Annotated in this window: 16 protein-coding genes; 10 read left to right on the top strand and 6 right to left on the bottom strand. The window is 55.2% G+C overall.

Annotated features, from left to right (window positions below):
- Positions 1-36: 36 nt before the first annotated feature.
- The 5 genes from ACXADJ_RS04835 to fnr all read left to right on the top strand — a co-directional run bounded on the left by ACXADJ_RS04835 (position 37) and on the right by fnr (position 4,817).
- Positions 37-540, top strand: coding sequence for a FixH family protein (locus ACXADJ_RS04835; RefSeq protein ID WP_084645070.1), 504 nt, complete (start codon positions 37-39; stop codon positions 538-540).
- On the top strand, positions 537-3,053 hold the full coding sequence (locus ACXADJ_RS04830; protein WP_475063671.1) for a heavy metal translocating P-type ATPase: 2,517 nt from the start codon (positions 537-539) through the stop codon (positions 3,051-3,053). The genes ACXADJ_RS04835 and ACXADJ_RS04830 overlap by 4 nt, the downstream gene beginning before the upstream one ends.
- A gap of 47 nt (positions 3,054-3,100) precedes the next feature.
- Positions 3,101-3,313, top strand: coding sequence for a cbb3-type cytochrome oxidase assembly protein CcoS (gene ccoS, locus ACXADJ_RS04825; protein ID WP_475063668.1), 213 nt, complete (start codon positions 3,101-3,103; stop codon positions 3,311-3,313).
- Positions 3,310-3,966, top strand: coding sequence for a sulfite exporter TauE/SafE family protein (locus ACXADJ_RS04820; RefSeq protein WP_475063666.1), 657 nt, complete (start codon positions 3,310-3,312; stop codon positions 3,964-3,966). The genes ccoS and ACXADJ_RS04820 overlap by 4 nt, the downstream gene beginning before the upstream one ends.
- A gap of 92 nt (positions 3,967-4,058) precedes the next feature.
- A complete protein-coding gene (fnr, locus tag ACXADJ_RS04815) occupies positions 4,059-4,817 on the top strand; it encodes a fumarate/nitrate reduction transcriptional regulator Fnr (RefSeq protein ID WP_475063664.1) in 759 nt (252 codons plus the stop codon).
- Between the two features lie 66 nt (positions 4,818-4,883).
- On the opposite strand, the gene ACXADJ_RS04810 is transcribed toward fnr, so the two are convergent.
- The 3 genes from ACXADJ_RS04810 to ACXADJ_RS04800 all read right to left on the bottom strand — a co-directional run bounded on the left by ACXADJ_RS04810 (position 4,884) and on the right by ACXADJ_RS04800 (position 10,794).
- Positions 4,884-6,905, bottom strand: coding sequence for a methyl-accepting chemotaxis protein (locus tag ACXADJ_RS04810; RefSeq protein WP_475063660.1), 2,022 nt, complete (start codon positions 6,903-6,905; stop codon positions 4,884-4,886).
- Positions 6,906-7,172: 267 nt separating this feature from the next.
- Complete coding sequence (locus tag ACXADJ_RS04805; protein WP_475063658.1) at positions 7,173-8,510, bottom strand: tetratricopeptide repeat protein; 1,338 nt, start codon at positions 8,508-8,510, stop codon at positions 7,173-7,175.
- Between the two features lies 1 nt (position 8,511).
- The gene (locus tag ACXADJ_RS04800) at positions 8,512-10,794 is read right to left on the bottom strand and encodes a DUF3857 domain-containing transglutaminase family protein (protein WP_475063656.1); all 2,283 of its coding nucleotides are present in this window, start codon (positions 10,792-10,794) and stop codon (positions 8,512-8,514) included.
- Positions 10,795-11,331: 537 nt separating this feature from the next.
- On the opposite strand from ACXADJ_RS04800, the gene ttcA reads away from it, so the two are divergent.
- Positions 11,332-12,183, top strand: coding sequence for a tRNA 2-thiocytidine(32) synthetase TtcA (gene ttcA, locus ACXADJ_RS04795; protein WP_475063654.1), 852 nt, complete (start codon positions 11,332-11,334; stop codon positions 12,181-12,183).
- A 13-nt stretch (positions 12,184-12,196) separates the two neighbouring features.
- Here the strand turns inward: ttcA and ACXADJ_RS04790 are convergent, their stop codons facing one another.
- Both ACXADJ_RS04790 and greB read right to left on the bottom strand, forming a co-directional pair.
- The gene (locus ACXADJ_RS04790; protein WP_475063652.1) at positions 12,197-12,613 is read right to left on the bottom strand and encodes a hypothetical protein; all 417 of its coding nucleotides are present in this window, start codon (positions 12,611-12,613) and stop codon (positions 12,197-12,199) included.
- Between the two features lie 214 nt (positions 12,614-12,827).
- Positions 12,828-13,391, bottom strand: a complete 564-nt coding sequence (greB, locus tag ACXADJ_RS04785) for a transcription elongation factor GreB (RefSeq protein WP_475063650.1) — start codon at positions 13,389-13,391, stop codon at positions 12,828-12,830.
- Positions 13,392-13,538: 147 nt separating this feature from the next.
- Between greB and ACXADJ_RS04780 the strand changes: the two genes are divergently transcribed.
- Genes ACXADJ_RS04780 through ACXADJ_RS04770 form a run of 3 tightly spaced genes read left to right on the top strand, consistent with a single transcriptional unit; the run spans position 13,539 to position 15,544 of the window.
- On the top strand, positions 13,539-13,904 hold the full coding sequence (locus ACXADJ_RS04780) for a PGPGW domain-containing protein (protein ID WP_475063648.1): 366 nt from the start codon (positions 13,539-13,541) through the stop codon (positions 13,902-13,904).
- Positions 13,852-14,460 carry a DNA-J related domain-containing protein gene (locus tag ACXADJ_RS04775; RefSeq protein ID WP_475063646.1) on the top strand — a complete coding sequence of 203 codons (609 nt, stop codon included), beginning with the start codon at positions 13,852-13,854 and terminating at the stop codon, positions 14,458-14,460. The genes ACXADJ_RS04780 and ACXADJ_RS04775 overlap by 53 nt, the downstream gene beginning before the upstream one ends.
- Before the next feature lie 46 nt (positions 14,461-14,506).
- Positions 14,507-15,544: a polysaccharide deacetylase family protein gene (locus tag ACXADJ_RS04770; protein ID WP_475063644.1), complete on the top strand. Its 1,038-nt coding sequence runs from the start codon at positions 14,507-14,509 to the stop codon at positions 15,542-15,544.
- On the opposite strand, the gene ACXADJ_RS04765 is transcribed toward ACXADJ_RS04770, so the two are convergent.
- Positions 15,519-16,223: a M48 family metallopeptidase gene (locus tag ACXADJ_RS04765; protein WP_475063642.1), complete on the bottom strand. Its 705-nt coding sequence runs from the start codon at positions 16,221-16,223 to the stop codon at positions 15,519-15,521. The two genes, ACXADJ_RS04770 and ACXADJ_RS04765, sit on opposite strands and share 26 nt — an antisense overlap.
- A gap of 38 nt (positions 16,224-16,261) precedes the next feature.
- Here ACXADJ_RS04765 and ACXADJ_RS04760 point away from each other — a divergent pair, with 38 nt between their 5' ends.
- The gene (locus ACXADJ_RS04760; protein WP_475063640.1) at positions 16,262-16,837 is read left to right on the top strand and encodes a YecA/YgfB family protein; all 576 of its coding nucleotides are present in this window, start codon (positions 16,262-16,264) and stop codon (positions 16,835-16,837) included.
- Positions 16,838-16,893 lie beyond the last annotated feature (56 nt).

The raw sequence follows: 16,893 nt of genomic DNA, 5'->3' as shown, positions 1-16,893 counted from the left end.
TAACTACACTCCGCAGCAGTATTCCATGGGAGTCCTATGAAACAGCAAGCCTCTGAACAAACCCGTCCCTGGTACAAGGAACCCATAATGTGGCTGGTGGTCGGCGTACCGCTGGTGACCGTTTGTTGGGGCATGGTCATGCTGACACTGGCGCTCAGCTCGAAAGACTCTCTGGTCAGCGACAGCTATTACAAGGACGGCATGTCCTACACCGAAAACACCGAGATTGACCACAAGGCAGGACGCCTGCAAGTGCGCGCTAATCTGGTGATCAGTGACCACGAAGCGCGTCTGAACCTGCAAGGCTATTTCGATGAAGAACCCAATATGCTGTTACTGCGACTGATTCACCCGACCCTTCAGGACCGCGATGCCGATGTACTACTGCAACGCATAGCCGACGGCCTGTATGTGGGTGCAGCCGAAGTGGATTTGCCTTCCCGTCGCCATATCTGGCTGCAAAGCCCGGATCAGGGCTGGCGAGTACGTGCCACTGAAAACCTCAGCGACGGCCAGGTCATCACCCTGATCGCAAAATGAACCAGTCTACTTACTCCTGTTTCCATTGCGGTGAAGCCACCAGCAAGCAGGAAGGCGAACGCTGGGCCACCGAGATTGATGGCCAGCGCCAACTGATGTGCTGCCCCGGCTGCAAGGCCGTGGCAGAAACCATCGTTGCCAGCGGTCTGAAAGACTACTACCGCCATCGCACCGAACTGCCGGAGCTGTCGCCTGCCGACGTTGAACACGACGATCTGGCCGCCCGCGACACGCTCACCCTCTATGACAGCGAGGCCATGCAGCGTCGCTTTCTGGCGCACCTACCCGATGGCAACGTCGAGGCCACACTGGTGATCGACGGCATCAGCTGCGCCGCCTGTGGCTGGCTGATTGAACACCGGTTGCAAGCCCACGACGCCATCGCCAGTGCCACCCTGAATCTGTCCAACCACCGCCTTGTCGTGAGCTGGTCACTTGATGCCTTACCGGTCTCCAGCCTGATGGAACTGATCTATCGACTGGGCTATCGGGCCTCGCCATTTTCAGCCACCTCCGAAGAAGCCAGCCGCGCGGCAGAAAGCAAGCGCGCCATTCGACGACTGGCCGTTGCCGGTATCGGCATGATGCAAGTAATGATGCTGGCGGTACCGCTCTATGCTGGCATGGCGCCGCAATACGAAGTGTTCATGCGAATGGCCTCCATGGTACTGAGCTTACCAGTAGTGCTTTATTCGGCACGGCCATTTTTTGCAGCCGCCATCCGCGACCTCAAAACCCGCCATCTGACCATGGACGTGCCGGTATCGCTGGCCATCTTCCTGGCTTTCTGCGCCAGCATCTGGAGCACCTTCAATCAGGGCAAGGAGGTCTATTTTGACTCCGTGTGCATGTTTACCTTCCTGCTGTTGTTGGGGCGATTTCTGGAAATGCGGGCGCGCCACAAAATGGGCAAATCCGGCAACAACCTGCTGACGCTGCTGCCGAACGTGGCACTCAAGGTTGAATCCGCCACCCAGCTTGAACAGCAAACCGTCATTGCCGCAGAAGATATCCAGCTGGACGATCTGCTGCTGATCAAACCCGGCGCATCGATTCCTGCCGATGGCATGGTGGTTCACGGCCAAAGCCCGGTGGACGAAGCCGCGCTGACTGGCGAGTACCTGCCCATCAACAAGAAGATCGGTGATCGGCTGATTGGCGGCACGGTCAACGTCGAATCACCATTGGTGATGAAAGTAACCGCCACCGGTGCCGAAGCGCAGCTGTCGACCATCGTTCGACTGATGGACCGGGCCCAGCAAGAGAAACCCAAAGCCGCGTTGATTGCCGACCGCGTATCCAGTTACTTTGTGGCCGCCGTGCTTGTTATCACCAGCAGTGTGTTTGCATTCTGGTGGTGGCAAGGCAACGATCACGCTTTCTTTATTGCCCTGTCTCTGCTGGTGGTCACCTGCCCGTGCGCCTTGTCGCTGGCAACGCCTACTGCCCTGACCGCGGCCACCGCCGCCCTGCGCGAACAAGGTCTGTTGATCAGCCGTGGCCACGTACTGGAGGCCCTGCCCGGCATCGACCGGGTGGTGTTCGACAAAACCGGCACACTGACTCATGGCAAGCTCAGCATCGAAGCGGTGGAGCCGCTGGTTGAATTATCTCGCGAACAGGTTCTGGCCATTGCCGCCGGGCTTGAACAAGCCAGCAGCCACCCAATTGCGCGGGCCTTCCGCAAACGCCAGGCCGCTCAGGTTACCGATATTGAGCAGACCACCGGCTTTGGCATACAGGGAATTTGGCACACCGATGGCCAACAGAAAACCGTCCGCCTTGGCCGTGCTGACTTCGCCTGCCAACAGCCTCCGGCTATGCCCAGTAGCCACCCCCATGGACAATGGCTGCTGCTGTCCTGCGAACAACAGCCACTGGGCTGGATTTGCTTGGGCGACAGTTTGCGTAAATCGGCCGCAACGTTGATCAACGGTTTGCAGCAGCATGGCATCAAAACCGCCCTGCTAACCGGTGATCCCAGCACTTCAGGCACCGACATGGCGACAGCCTTGAAGATGGATGCTGTAGCTACCGGGCTGAGCCCGGAGCAAAAGCTGGTGCAAGTCAAAGAGTGGCAATCCCGTGGCGAAACCGTCCTGATGGTTGGCGACGGCATTAACGACGTACCGGTACTGGCGGCCGCCAACATTGCCATTGCCGTCAGCGAAGCAACCGATCTGGCCAAGACCAACGCCGACGCATTACTGACAGGCGGCCAACTGGACGTGCTGGTCAGTGCCATTGAGACTGCTCGCCGCACCCGCGCTATCATCAAACAAAATATTGGCTGGGCACTGGGCTACAACCTGATTGCCCTACCGGTTGCCGCCATGGGCTATGTACCGCCATGGGCCGCTGCCATTGGTATGTCGTTCAGCTCACTACTGGTGGTTGGCAATGCCCTGCGATTGGGGCGAATACCGTCAAAACAGGCTCCAGCAGCTGTGACAGCGATGGAATCACCCATAAAATCAGCAACGAAATCAACAACAAAATCTGGCACTGCCTGAGCAACGGCAGCCCAACATAAATACGAGTTTCTCTTCGGATAACTGCGATGGATATTATCTACATTCTGGTTCCGCTCTCGATTGTGCTGCTCGGCATCGCCGTCAGTATTTTTTTCTGGGCGGTCAAAGCCGGTCAGTTTGACGACCTGGAATCCCCCGCTCACAAGATCCTGTTCGATGACGACGAACCGCAAACGCCCTACCGCGACTCTTCGAAAGGACCTGCATCGGACAATCCGGACTCCGGCCCCAAGCCATGACCGAACCGCTATCGTTACTCACGGCACTGCTGCTCGGTCTGTTTGGTTCGTCGCACTGCCTGGTCATGTGTGGTGGTATTGGCGCTGCGATTGGCAGCCAGCCGGGAAAATCGCCATTTTTGAATGTTTTCGCCTTTAATCTGGGCCGAATCACGACCTATATCATTTTTGGCGGTGTTGTTTCGGTGGTAGGTTTGTGGCTGCAACAGCTGCAGACCGAAATGATGCTGGTGATGCGCAGTCTGGCCGGGGTGTTATTGGTTCTGATGGGCTTGTATGTTGGCCGTTGGCTGATGTGGCTCACCCATTTTGAACAAGCCGGTCAACACCTGTGGAAACGAATCCAACCTGCCACCGGTGCGCTGTTAACCAAACAAGATACCCCCAGCCGATTACTGCTGGGAATGCTCTGGGGCTTACTGCCCTGCGGCTTGATCTACAGCACCTTGAGCTGGGTCGCCGCCAACGGTGATCCCGTCATGGGCATGTTGAGCATGTTATTTTTTGGATTGGGTACCCTGCCTGCGCTATTTGCCAGCTCGCTGGCGGCCCGATCCATCAGCACGTTTTTGAATCTGAAATCTATAAAGCAACTGGCTGGCGCACTGCTGGTTGGATATGGCCTCTGGACCCTCTGGGCGATTTGGCACTGACAATATCCAACTTGACAGTCGGACTGTCCGACAAGACCATATGCGGTTCAAGTCAGATGGATCTGGCGCTTAGGCCAGTAACGGTACTCACTATGAAAACGAACTCTATTGCTCACCCACCGCTGCGTGGCAATCAGCCTCACTGCCAAACCTGCTCCCTTAATGCCTTGTGCTTGCCTCTGTCGCTCAGCGACAGCGATATGGAACGTCTGGACGATATCATTCGCCGCGGCCGCCCAATTCAGAAAGGCCAGCTGTTGTTCCAGCAAGGCGATGAGTTTCAGTCTGTGTTTGCCGTTCGTACTGGCGCGCTGAAAACCTACACCCTCGCCAGCAATGGCGAAGAGCAAATTACCGGCTTCCATCTGGCCAGTGAATTGATTGGCCTGGCAGGCTACGATGGCGGCAACTACCCGCTGACGGCCAAGGCGCTGGAAACTACCACTGTCTGTGAGATTCCGGTACACCAGCTTGAAACCCTGACCGATGAACTGCCAGACTTGCGCAAGCAGCTGATGCGTACCATGGGCAGCGAGATTCGTCACGACCAGAACATGATGCTGCTACTGAGCAAGAAAAATGCAGAAGAGCGCGTTGCATCTTTCCTGATGGATATTTCCAACCGCTACGCCCGCCGAGGCTTCAGTGCCACCCACTACCGCTTGCCGATGTCCCGTGTTGATATCAGTAACTATCTGGGTCTGGCCGTGGAAACCATCAGCCGCGTATTCACGCGCTTTCAGAAGAATGGCCTGATCGAAACCCAAGGTAAGGAAATCATCATCGCCGATATGGATCAGCTGCTGGAAATGGCCGGTCTGGTTGACAATTCCGAGTGCGAAACGGAATAACCCTTCGTGTGATGCTATTGAAAAGGCAGTGCCCCTCCCTGGGCACTGCCTTTTTCATTTCGACCGCTACTTTCGCTGTAAGGAACGCAGGGTCTGAATAGCTTCTACGTCCTGATCAATGCGCGACATGTTTTCCATCATGCTGTTGATATATCCGGTCGAGTCGCTAACCTGCTTGCCGGCTTCCAACGACGAACTCACCAAACTGGCCAGCTCGCCACTGAGCATCTGGCTGCCGCCTGAGATACGCCCAAGAAACTCTTCCGTATGAGCAATGGCTTCCTGAATGGAGCCAATGGAACCGGTAACGGCGTTGATGGTATCGCCGGTTTTATTGAGGCTATCCTGGGTTGTATGCGAGAGCTGACGCACTTCATCGGCTACAACAGCAAACCCACGCCCTGCCTCCCCTGCCCGAGCTGCTTCAATCGCCGCGTTAAGCGCCAACAGGTTGGTTTGATCAGCAATTCCCGAGATGGCCGACAGGATTTTCAGCACTTCCTCAGAGTTGCTGCGCAGCGTGCCCACGGTGGAATGAAGCTGCTCACGCTCGGCACTTTGCTGTTCAATGTCATTGGAAAAACCCAGAAACTTCTGCTGCACATCGGTCAGGATGGTGCCCGTTTGCTCTGCGTAGTCTGACACCTTGTCAAAGCTGGCAACAATGGTATGCAACAGCGAACGATACTCACCAAGATATTCTACTAGCGTATTCTGTAAACTATTGATGCGCTGCAAGCTGTTAATCTGCATTTGCAGGTAATACTCACGGAATTGGGCATAATGAAGCGCGAAGTTGTCGGCATATTCATCACTGAATTTGGCACCCTGTGGCACCCGAAACAGACACAGCGCAGTCAGTGTCTGGTTCATATGCACACCCAGCAATTCACCGAAGGTGGAAAATCCGGCCACCGGAATGTCCTTGAACTCGGTAACCCGAGACAGATTGTCGGCGTTGTTCAAACGCCGCAGGATGCAATCATTGGCCAGCATGGCAATCGGTCGTCCGGGTTTGCCACTCATCATGCGGTTAAACGCACTATGGGTGGTGCCCGCAAAGTCCATCGGCCTGACCAGCATTAGCTCATCACCGAAATCGAGATCGCAGAAAAAGCTGACCGAGCCTGATTCCAGATCAATGGCGGCGATGGAACGAATAAACAGCTCACCGCCTATCTTCACCGCAAACGACTGTTTGCCCAGCGCCGCTTCAAGCCCATCCCGTGTGCAATGCAGTTGTTCGCACAGAGCGTCGACAAACGGAATAATCGCATGGTCGGTTTCCCGCAGTACCGAATGGACTGTGCGCGTATGAACATCGGCCTCGGCGATTACAAAAGACGTCGCCGTTGCTTCAAAATTATGGGATTTGACGATGCCATACCGTACGTCCGCCGCCAGCTTGACGAAAATCACCATGGCAGCGTTACGAGCAATACGGTCGCCGTCGTAAATCAGCGCACTCTGAAAATCCAGCTTGCCCCCTGCCGAGCCGCCCACAAAGTAGCAAGGGAAGCGACCACTGGCATACAGGGCCTGCATAAAGAAACTTTCCGAGGCGGTCAGGCCATCAAAGAAGGTCAGCGCCAGACTGTCTTGGGCGTTGATGGCGAAAGGAACCGACAGCTTGTCGATTTCAGAGCGGATCATCGCTACCCGCTGATCACGGTCGTAGCGAATAGCGCCGGACTGCATGTCTTCACAGTGCAATGGTACCAACTGGATGGACACGTCGCTGAACACGGTGGGACTAAAGCTCTGCAGCACTATGTTGTCCCAACTGCCGTCAGCGTCGTGATACAGGCTACCGCCACAACTGCTTAGCTCACCAGCGGTCATGATACCCACCACCCGCTCGGCAAACGGCATTGCCTGTTTGAGCCTGCCGAGGGTGGTTTCAAGATCAAGGTGTGGCGACACATAGGCAATCACCAGCTTGCTATTGCCCTGCCGAAACGCCAGCTGGTTGGCCAGTACCCCGGCATCTATCTGAGAGCTACTGCACTGGTAGACCCGAACATCTTGCTCACCAGCCTGCTGGGACTGCTTTTTTTCTGCGGATGCGCCAAAACCAAACCACGACATAAACGGATTCTCATGCTAACGGGAGCCATCTGATAATCCGTGCTATCGCGTTTTGGCCGATACCGTTCGGATTCATCAGGATTCTATTAACTCTAGTAAACACATGCGCTATCTGCACAACAGGGATTGATCTGGCGCAAATTAAGGTGCGGAAAGTCTTGGGCCAATCAAAAGCCCAAACCTGGGGTTAGAATCAGACGTTAGAATGAAAGGCGAGCAAGCGCCGGGCTCGCTCCAAAAAAGATCACGTCATAGAGGGACAGACGTTTAGCGAATGCGTGGCAGCAACAGATCCACCAGCTCCCACTCGATGTAGGTTACCGCTGGCTGTTTGGACACCGCTTTCAGGTACTTGCGGGCACTGCTTCGTTTGCCTTTTTTCCAGTACTGATACGCCGTATAAAAATAGGCTTCGGTTTTCTCACAGCCGTTCGATGCCATATCGATCAAGTCGGTGTTGGCTTCGTTGGCATCCAGATACTGTCCAATCAGTAACTGCCAGTCGTTAGCGTAGCCACTGTTTTCTACCAGCGGCGCAAAGTTCTTCTTACCGCTCATAATCGCAACCAGCCACTGTTTAACCGCCAGCCCCAGTAAGAAGGGTTTACCTTCCAGTTCGCCCGGATAGTTCTCAAGGTATTTCATCGCGCGAGAATCGTGCTCATCAGCCATCATCGACATGGCGGCATACAGCGGGTCAACCGCACCCGGGTAGCCTTCTTCCAGGCGATCCAGCCAACGCGCGGCAGCGCCATAGTCGTTGCTGGCCACCGCCAGTTCCTGCAAGAACACCAGACTGTCGACGGTTTCTTCGAGCGAGTTGGCTTTATTGGCGGCGTGACGAGCCAGCTTGTAACGGCCGCTGTCGCGGTACAGTCTGGCAGCGTCGAGATAGTATTCGGCGTTGTCAGAGGCCGCAGCGGCTTTCGAATACAAGGTCGCGGCTTTCAGCAGGTAATCCTTGTTTTCATAGCCACAACTTCCCTGCCAAGCCAGATCATCCAGCGCCATTGCCTTACGCGCCTGCAGGTTTGGATCGCCATCCAGATTCTTGATCTGCTTGAAAGAGAACAGCGCCAGGTTCGAGTGTTTATCCATGGTCAGCAAGTTGGCCAGAAATACCCAGATGCGCTCTGCGCCGCGCCCTTCCCGAATAGTCTTCTGCAATAGCTGCATCACCGCCGGATTGTCCGCACCGTTCAGGAGCAGTTGCATGGCATCAATGTACTCCGGTGGCGTGTAGTCCAAACGGGCGAACTCCGGTAGCGCCAAATAGTACTGCTCCAGCTGCTCCGAGGCCTGCAAGTTCATGCTATCCAGAACGAATTGCATGCGGTATTGGCCATCCAGAACCGCCGTACTGTGCGGCAGATACTGACGTGCTACGGTAAAGTGCTCCAGCGCACGAGTGGCAATATCGCGGGTTTCCTGTGGGGATTCTGCGGCCTCCAGTTGCGCCACAAGGGCCTGCGCCATGCTCAGGTTCACGGAACCCGGCAACGTAGAGTCGGTGTGAAAGGCCAAATCTTCTGTGGGTTTCAGGCCTGTACTTTTCATACAGCCGCCAACCAGCACAGCGGCCAGGATCATCATCAGCAACTTCATCTTAACGCTCCTGATACTGATAGCCGAGTTCGCTGGCGCGCAGATAGGCGGCATCAGAACGATCAAAGTCACCTTCCATACCCGCGGCGGTACCTAACAGGTACCAAAGCTCACCGTTGCTGCGGTTGGCGATCGATCGATCGCTGTCGTCGGTCTCGTCCAGCATGCTTTCCGCCACCATCAGCGCATTGCCAAAGTCGCCCTGGTCCAGCAGTTCCCTAACTTGCTGTACCGTGTGGCCACCGGCTTCCTGCAGTGCTTTGCTATCGACAACCATCGGCGCTTGTGGGAAAGCGCTTTCGTTGAACAATGTCAGTAAAAATCCGTTCTGATTCATCAGATCTTCAATTTGCTGGTAGAACGTCTGGTAATCCGTGCTGCTCAGCTCCATCGGTTGGAAGCTGGCTTCAACGCTCAAGCCGCCAAAATCATCGGCAACGTGGGTGGTCATCTCAAACAGGTTGGTGTTGGCAGATTCCCATTCCTTGACCACCAATGGCCGATAACCGTCGGGCACTTCTACCGACACCGTCATATCAGCACTCAGGTCCAGGTTGCCCTGAAATGGCAGCAAACGATCGGTTGGGTCGGGCAGCGAGTTATACAGGCCGAACATGGCCATCAGCTGACGGGTGTTACCCACAATGGTGATGTTTTCACCCTTGGCGATGGCTTGTTTGAAGTGGAAGGTTGCCTTGGTTGCAAAGGGTTCGAACAGCGAATCGGCATTTTCAACATCCACATCGATGCGGTACTGGCCGTTGTCCATGTAGAGTGTTTCGAAATAGCTTTTCAGCCCTTCGAGGCGATTTTTCGGGCTGGTGTATTGGTACCAGGAGCGCATGCTCTGCTCCGCCATGCCCTGGTAGGTCACCTTCACATCCAGCGTCAGTTTGCGCTGCTCGTTGAGTGCATAATGCAGCGCCAGGCTGGCATGGTTATCCATCCCCAGCGACAGTTCCTGCAAGGACTCACCCTTGGCAACAATCAACGCAGGCTGACCTTCAAAACCAGCGGATGCCCCCGGGTACAGGCTGTTGTCTCCAGTGGTGTCCAGCCATATGGTGTCGTGCTGCTTGTTGCCCGGCACCATCACAAAGATGTGATTGAAGATATTACTGACCTGGCCGGTGTAGGTTTCTCCGGCGGAACGGGTTTGAATCAATACCGGATTGGATTTCACGCCCAGCGCGGCCAACATCGACTGCACCAGCAGCGCCTGATCCTTGCAGTCGCCATAGCCATTAGCGAGGGTTTCTGTTGGTGAATGCGGGGTATAACCACCACGGCCAAGGTGAGCGTATACGTAGCGGATGTTATTTTCTACCCAGGCATACACCGCCTTGACCTTGTCTTCGTCGGTCGGTTGCTCCGGCAACTCGAGGCCAGCGACCAGATCGGCGACTGACGCAATCATGTCTTCCGTGGGAATGTAGAGTTCGGCGGCCCACTGCTGAAACTCGGTCCAACGCGTCTGGTTGGATGAATAGATATAAGGCATCAGTTTGAAAGCGGCTGGCATACCCTCTTCCAGTCGCACCGTTGTCGGGTTGTGCCATTCCCACTGATAACTGCGGATGCCGTCGGCTTTCTTTTCGCTGGGCTTTGGCAAACCGGAAACCGTTGTGTGGTTGTTCAGTTTGATGTCGTCCGGCACCCGGATTTCATAGTGGTAGTAACCCACTGGGTCGGTGCGGTAGCCATCATTGGCAACCTGCGGCTGATACCAAACGGGGGTGCTGACTCGAGTAACAAGCCCTGGCACACGGGAAGCCACTTGCTGTCGGGTGAACTGGAATTCAACCAGGCTGCCCGGTGCCAGTTTCGGCAGTGAGAACACCAACTCACTGCTTTCGGTGTAAAAGTCGTCCCCGCCTCCCATGGAGCGCTGCTGCACGGCATCGTTAGACACGTTGTATTCACGGCCTTCGGCAGTCAGGGTGCGGGCAAAATCCAGAGACAGGTCGGAATAGAAGTCGTTAAAGCCGATGCGGAAGCTGGAATAGTCCCGCGCTGCGACCTTGTCATTGATACGGAAGGAATAGTAGGAAACCGTGCGCCAGAGGTTGTCATCGCCGAGTTCGGCAACCTCCTTGACCCTCAGGGTCTCTGCTCCGGTGACGGAATTCACTTCACTCAGGGCCTGCTCAGTCAGCGGCATGGCAATACTGGCGGCACCTGACAATTCTACGCTTCCTAGCGCGGAGGCTGACATCAGCATCAGCCCGGCGATCCATGCAGACGGCTTAAACAACAAAACCGTATCTCCTGTAGTTGTATCCATGTCGATGTCTTGATCCGCAAGACACCCTGGGACCCTCAGAATAACTCAGCACAGCGCTGCGCGAGTCCTGCGGGTCCTTTCCAAATTCGCCAAACCCACTCTGGCGGCTTGCAGGCCGCGCCCGAAGGGGATGACCCGGCATTGCTGACTCTGTGTCGCTAATTTTTGACTTGACCCATCAGGCCTGCAAATTAGCTTCGTGACTCAGCGTCGCCCTGTCATCCAGAGCAAGCACTGAGTTACTACGAGGGTCCCTCAATTATCCCTGACGTTAGCGACGGGTTGAACCTGTCATTTTCGCTTTTGTGATTTGTTCATCACTGTGAAAGCGATGATAACTACTGACGGCCCGTATCGATTTGGATACTATACGCGCCTTTTCAAGTTACCCAATATCCGGCCGGAAACAATCCAGAAATCGACCCGAATAGTCGCACGACTGGCACATTGTGACAGCAGCACTGTAACACGGGCCATTAACAACGCCTGACCAGGTCAGACAAACTGATTTCCGCACCGGCATCATGGCAGAGCCCTATGACCGACGAAAGCTACGACCGTAAATCGAAAACCGAATTCAACAAACTGCAGAAGCGCTTGCGCCGCAACGTCGGCAAGGCCATCGAAGATTACTGCATGATTGAAGAAGGCGACAAGATCATGGTGTGCCTGTCCGGCGGCAAGGATTCCTACACCATGCTTGATATTCTGATGAGTCTGCAAAAGAGCGCGCCCGTCAATTTTGAGCTGGTGGCCGTCAATATGGACCAGAAGCAACCCGGTTTTCCTGCGCACATACTGCCAGAATATCTGGAGCAACTCGGTGTCCCTTATCACATTGTCGAGAAAGACACCTACAGTGTGGTGAAGGAAATCATTCCTGAAGGCAAAACCACCTGTGGTCTGTGTTCACGCTTGCGTCGTGGCACCCTGTACGGTTTCGCCGAGCAAATTGGCGCCAACAAGATTGCCTTGGGCCACCACCGCGACGACATCATTGAAACCCTGTTCCTGAACATGTTCTTTGGCGGCAAGCTGAAAGCCATGCCGCCCAAGCTGCTGAGCGACGACAGCAAACACGTGCTGATTCGCCCGTTGGCTTACTGCAAGGAAAAGGACATCGAAGCCTTTGCCACGGCACGGGAATTCCCGATCATCCCGTGTAACCTGTGCGGCTCGCAGGAAAACCTGCAACGTCAGAACATCAAGAACATGCTGTTGCAGTGGGAAAAAGAACAACCGGGCCGCAGCGAGCAAATCTTCTCGGCCATCTGTAACGTTGCGCCGTCACAGCTGGGCGATGTGAACCTGTTCGACTTTGTGAACCTGCAAAAGAAACAGGACAAGTCGCACCTGGCGACCCGACTGGATATGGTCACTATTGATTGATGACCAGCAGTGATTAATAACCACTCTTGAGGTGCCGGACAACGTCCAGCTGGTACTTGCCCGGCGCCCCGACTTTCAGAATCAACTCATAGCGGAGTTCACTGCTGGTCGACTCCGCCATGCTGTTTAGCTGACAGAAGCCCTTGCCAAATTCCGCTGATGGCATTTCAAATCTGACCGACAGGTCTTGCCAAAGCTCCTCAACTACCACGGTCGACACGGCCTTGGCATCGCCACCTGCAATGCCATAACGAACCCATTGCAAGTACAGTCCGTGCCCAAAGCTCTCGCTGGTTCTGATCACCCGTACAAAACCGCTACCACCGTCGGTTTTCCAATTGCAGGTGCTGACAACCGAATCAATCCAGACCGGCAGCTGATACACCTGCTGAAACTGCTCGTCGCCTAGCTGTTCGCTGCTATCAGCCATGAGTGACTCAGCCCTGGCAGTACTGCACAGCGCTCCCAGAATCAGCACCGCACCTATGAATCTGGCACCGATGTAGATGTATTTGGCAGCGGCTGCTATCGGTGTTGTGTCAAGCGTCACCGCTCTGTTCAATCGGATACCCCGGAATGTCATAACGGCCTCCCTCCCCGTGCAGACCCTGACATTCAGACTAGCAGCTATTTCAGCGCGGCCATCAGGTCTGCCAACGGTGAGTGTGTTCCGCAGGCTTGTTGTCCCAGTCTGGCCGATCATAGTGAACCGCCAAAATGCAGAAATTACAGTCGCCTTTGGGTAACGCCACTTCAACCTCATCGTCGACCGACTTGCCTGCCAGCCCTCGGGCCAGTGGCGCGTCGATACTGATGTAGCCGTGTCTCAGATCGATCTCGTCTTCTCCGACCAGCCGATAGCGATAAATTTGTTCATCATCGTCTTCCAGTTCAACCCAGGCACCAAAGTAGATTTTGTTGGGGTCCGCGGGCTTGCGGTCAACCACCGTCAGAGCTTCCAGCCGCTTGACCAGAAACCGTACCCGACTGTCGATCTGGCGCAAACGACGTTTACCATAGATGTACTCGGCGTTTTCCGAACGGTCACCCAGCTTGGCGGCATCCGACACTTCCTGGGTAACGCGGGGACGCTCGACGCGCCACAAAAAATCGTATTCCTCCCGCAATCCCTGTTCGCCCTGGGGCGTAATCAGCAAACTGCGTTTTGGCAAAGGTGCCTTGCCGGGTGGGGTCTCTTTATCCGTCATAAGGTCTCACACGTTAACGATTCCGCAACATAGACGTGGGAATCTGATGATCTTTTCCGCCTGGTTCCTGAAGCTGATGATGAGGCTTTTGCTGAAGCCATTGTCGGCCTATGGCAAGGCTTGCAGAGGATTGAACAGATACTCCCTATGTTGAAGCGCAGTTTCAAAATCCTGACAGGATGCCTGCTGGTGATTGCAGGCATCATCGTCACCCCTCTGCCCATCCCGTTCGGCATTGTCATGATCATCATCGGCATGTCACTATTGGTCACCACAGTGCCACAAATCCGCGATTGGCTTAAGCGCCGGAGAACACATTACCGCGAAACCTCCGGCCACCTGAACGCCATCAAACACAAACTGCCGGGCTTCGCCCGCAGACTGATTGAAGACACCGACCCGGAACCCCGGCAAACGAATGACAGCCAGAATGACGGCCAACATGTGATACCCTGCCCGGATGCTGAATCTCAATCGCGAACGCATCGACCCTCCCGACGAAACCCTCGATAGCCTGCAAGAACTGTTGGCCAGCCGCCTGCTGGACGGCGAAAGTCATACCGAATATCAGCTGATTTCCTGGCTTAAACAACCCAGTCCCGGCGTATTTCAAAGCGACGCTCTGGGCGATTCCCTGAGCCTGTTCCGCTGCCATTTTCTGGTCATGCACTGCCTTTATCGGCTACGCAATCAACTGCTGGTCGAACGAGCGGGCATTCTGAAGATCGACCCACTCGGTGTACGGCTTTTTGACTGGAACACCGGCTTCAGCAGCGATGCCGAACAGCTCGCACAGGCGGACCCGCTGGCACAATATTATCTGGATTTAAGCAACCTCAGCACCGACCGCGACACCGTCGAACAGATGCTGCGAGGAATCTGGAAACAAGCCCCCAGCGCCGACCAGCGCAAACAGGATCTGGCGCTATTGGAGCTCGATGCCAGCGCCAACGAAACCGATATTCGACGCCAGTATCGACGCCTGGCCATGAAGCATCACCCCGACCGCGGCGGCGATATCGAACTTTTTCAGGAACTGCTGGCGGCTTATCAACGTCTGTCTGTATGACGGTATACGAAAATCCAACTACCCTGCCGTTAAGGACGCGATTCAGATGTACAAGTTCTTGTTAACCGGTTTTATGGCGTTGTTTGCCCACTACGCCCTCGCAGACCTGATTATCCTGCAATATCACCACGTAGCCGACGACACACCGGCAGTCACCAGCATCAGCCCGGCGCAATTTCGCAAGCACCTGCAACTGCTGGAGGACGAAGGCATGCAAGTGGTGTCCTTACCCGATGCCATTGCTGCGCTGAAAAACGGCCAGCAACTGCCACCACGGTCAGTCGCCATTACCTTCGACGACGCCTACGGCTCGATTTACAAAAACGCCTTTCCGATGCTGGCAAAACGCAACTGGCCCTTCACCATTTTTGTGAATCCAGGACCGGTAGACCGTGGCTTGCCCGACATCATCAGCTGGGATCAATTGCGAGAAATGCAGGCCTCAGGCGCTACCATTGCCAACCACACCATGGAGCACCCTTATCTGATTGAACGGCCACAAGGCATGTCATTGGAGCAGTGGATGCAGCAGGAAGTGGTTCAGGCCGACGAACGCATTCAGGCCGAAATGGGCACCAGCTACCGCTTTCTGGCCTACCCGTATGGTGAATATTCACTGGAAATTGCCGATTGGCTGGCCCAGCATGATTACACCGCCTTTGGTCAACAAAGCGGCCCTGCAGGCATCGACAGCTGGTGGCAATCAATCCCACGGTTCCCGGCGGCCGGGCAGTACGCCAACATAGATACTCTCAAGGGCAAGCTGAAAACTCTGGCGTTTAATACTGGCAACGCGGCATCAGAAGAAACCGCACTGGGTCGCCAGAACCCGCCGCGCTACCAGCTGAGCTTTCAGGCCGACGACGTCAAACTCGACGCCCTGCAATGCTACGCCAGCGGCGAAGGCCCCATAGAACACACCCTTGATCACCAATCAGGCACAGCCACACTGGAAACCCAGGCTACCAAGGCCATTAGCGCTGGCCGTGGCCGCTACAACTGCACCGCCCCCAGCAAAAGTCAGCCAGGCTATTTTTACTGGCACTCGCAACTGTGGATCAACACGTCGGTTGAAAACCGTTAAGGCGTACCTTGTCCAGCCGCTGCTCACGAGCACGAACATCTGGCAAATGCTGTCTCATCAATGCCTTGAAGCCCGGCCCATGATCGAAATGGGCCAAATGACACAGCTCATGCACCACCACCAGTTCGATAAGATCGAGTGGCTGGTGCATCAGCGCCAGATTTAAATTGATGTATCCTCTCGTCGACAAACTGCCCCAACGAGTGCGCATACGCTTGATGCGCAACACCGGTTTGGCCGCCGCGTACTGCTTAAACTGCGGCCACCAGTCGTCTATTAAGCCCTGATACAGCTCCTTTGCCTGTTGTCGTAACCAACGGTCGATGGCATCGGTTTGCTGCTGCTCGGAGCCTTCTGGTACCAGTAAACGCCCTTCTTCCAACTTGATGCCCCGCCCTTGCCAGGGCACCAACTGAACCGTTTCGCCCACCAGCTGCATCGAGCCGCGGCTGGCATCCCGCGCCTGCAACCAGTCATGCCTGCGTTGCAACAACCAGGATTCGTGCTTTTTCAGAAAGGTCAGCACATCGGAACGCGGCACACCGACCGGAATTCTCAGGTCAACCTGACCTGCAGGAGACCACGCCAGACGCATGCTTTTGCGCCGGCTGGCCTGAATCACGACGGTGATCTCTTCTTCACCCAGTTGAGTAACGAATTGCTGCTTGTACGCTTTCATAAGCCTGATACGATTGGCGCCACTTGAGGAGCCTGTAAATGAACGATTTGAATAGTATCCCAGCCCTGTCCGAGAACGAACTGGAAACCCTCGGCGTTTTGCTGGAAGACGAAGCTGAGCGCCAGGACAGCTTCGATTTTTTCGCCGTCCACGGTCTGATCACCGCATTGCTGTGCGGCCCGGCAGAATACCAGCCACAAACCGTATGGGATTGTGCCTTCGATGAACAGCTGGGCTTTTCAAAAACCGAAAAGGCCACTGTGTCCGAACTGTTGGACAAGCTGGTTAAGGAAATTCAGGCATGGCTGGACTCTGGCCAGGACTTCCCGGTTCCGGCTGAGCTGAGCCTGATCGATGAAGAAGAAGAGCCACCACTGGAAAGCTGGGCCATCGGTTTTATGACTGGCGTAATGATGCATGAAGATCAGTGGTACGCCAGCAATGAAGAAAGCGTTGCCGAGTGCCTGTTCCCGATCATGTACGCTTCCGGTCTGTTTGCTGATGAAGCTGAAATGGCCGACATCGACGATGACGTTAACCTGTCCAATCAGGTGTGTGGCGGTATTCCTCTGACCGTGGTTGATCTGTACCTGCACTTCCACAGCCAGGGCTGATCACTCGACGGTGCCACTGTCAGGCCCGGGAACTGCTTACCTCTGCCAGTCCCCGA

It is taken from the genome of Oceanobacter sp. ABM4_470 (genome assembly GCF_056158645.1).
Note: the sequence above shows the minus strand (reverse complement) of the source record. Positions and strands in the feature narration are given on the sequence as shown.

Excerpts from the sequence above, each read along its gene's own strand:
- ACXADJ_RS04835 (WP_084645070.1), top strand. The coding sequence starts at position 37 with ATGAAACAGCAAGCCTCTGAACAAACCCGTCCCTGGTACAAGGAACCC.
- ACXADJ_RS04830 (WP_475063671.1), top strand. The coding sequence starts at position 537 with ATGAACCAGTCTACTTACTCCTGTTTCCATTGCGGTGAAGCCACCAGC.
- ccoS (WP_475063668.1), top strand. The coding sequence starts at position 3,101 with ATGGATATTATCTACATTCTGGTTCCGCTCTCGATTGTGCTGCTCGGC.
- ACXADJ_RS04820 (WP_475063666.1), top strand. The coding sequence starts at position 3,310 with ATGACCGAACCGCTATCGTTACTCACGGCACTGCTGCTCGGTCTGTTT.
- fnr (WP_475063664.1), top strand. The coding sequence starts at position 4,059 with ATGAAAACGAACTCTATTGCTCACCCACCGCTGCGTGGCAATCAGCCT.
- ACXADJ_RS04810 (WP_475063660.1), bottom strand. The coding sequence starts at position 6,905 with ATGTCGTGGTTTGGTTTTGGCGCATCCGCAGAAAAAAAGCAGTCCCAG.
- ACXADJ_RS04805 (WP_475063658.1), bottom strand. The coding sequence starts at position 8,510 with ATGAAGTTGCTGATGATGATCCTGGCCGCTGTGCTGGTTGGCGGCTGT.
- ACXADJ_RS04800 (WP_475063656.1), bottom strand. The coding sequence starts at position 10,794 with ATGGATACAACTACAGGAGATACGGTTTTGTTGTTTAAGCCGTCTGCA.
- ttcA (WP_475063654.1), top strand. The coding sequence starts at position 11,332 with ATGACCGACGAAAGCTACGACCGTAAATCGAAAACCGAATTCAACAAA.
- ACXADJ_RS04790 (WP_475063652.1), bottom strand. The coding sequence starts at position 12,613 with ATGGCTGATAGCAGCGAACAGCTAGGCGACGAGCAGTTTCAGCAGGTG.
- greB (WP_475063650.1), bottom strand. The coding sequence starts at position 13,391 with ATGACGGATAAAGAGACCCCACCCGGCAAGGCACCTTTGCCAAAACGC.
- ACXADJ_RS04780 (WP_475063648.1), top strand. The coding sequence starts at position 13,539 with ATGTTGAAGCGCAGTTTCAAAATCCTGACAGGATGCCTGCTGGTGATT.
- ACXADJ_RS04775 (WP_475063646.1), top strand. The coding sequence starts at position 13,852 with ATGCTGAATCTCAATCGCGAACGCATCGACCCTCCCGACGAAACCCTC.
- ACXADJ_RS04770 (WP_475063644.1), top strand. The coding sequence starts at position 14,507 with ATGTACAAGTTCTTGTTAACCGGTTTTATGGCGTTGTTTGCCCACTAC.
- ACXADJ_RS04765 (WP_475063642.1), bottom strand. The coding sequence starts at position 16,223 with ATGAAAGCGTACAAGCAGCAATTCGTTACTCAACTGGGTGAAGAAGAG.
- ACXADJ_RS04760 (WP_475063640.1), top strand. The coding sequence starts at position 16,262 with ATGAACGATTTGAATAGTATCCCAGCCCTGTCCGAGAACGAACTGGAA.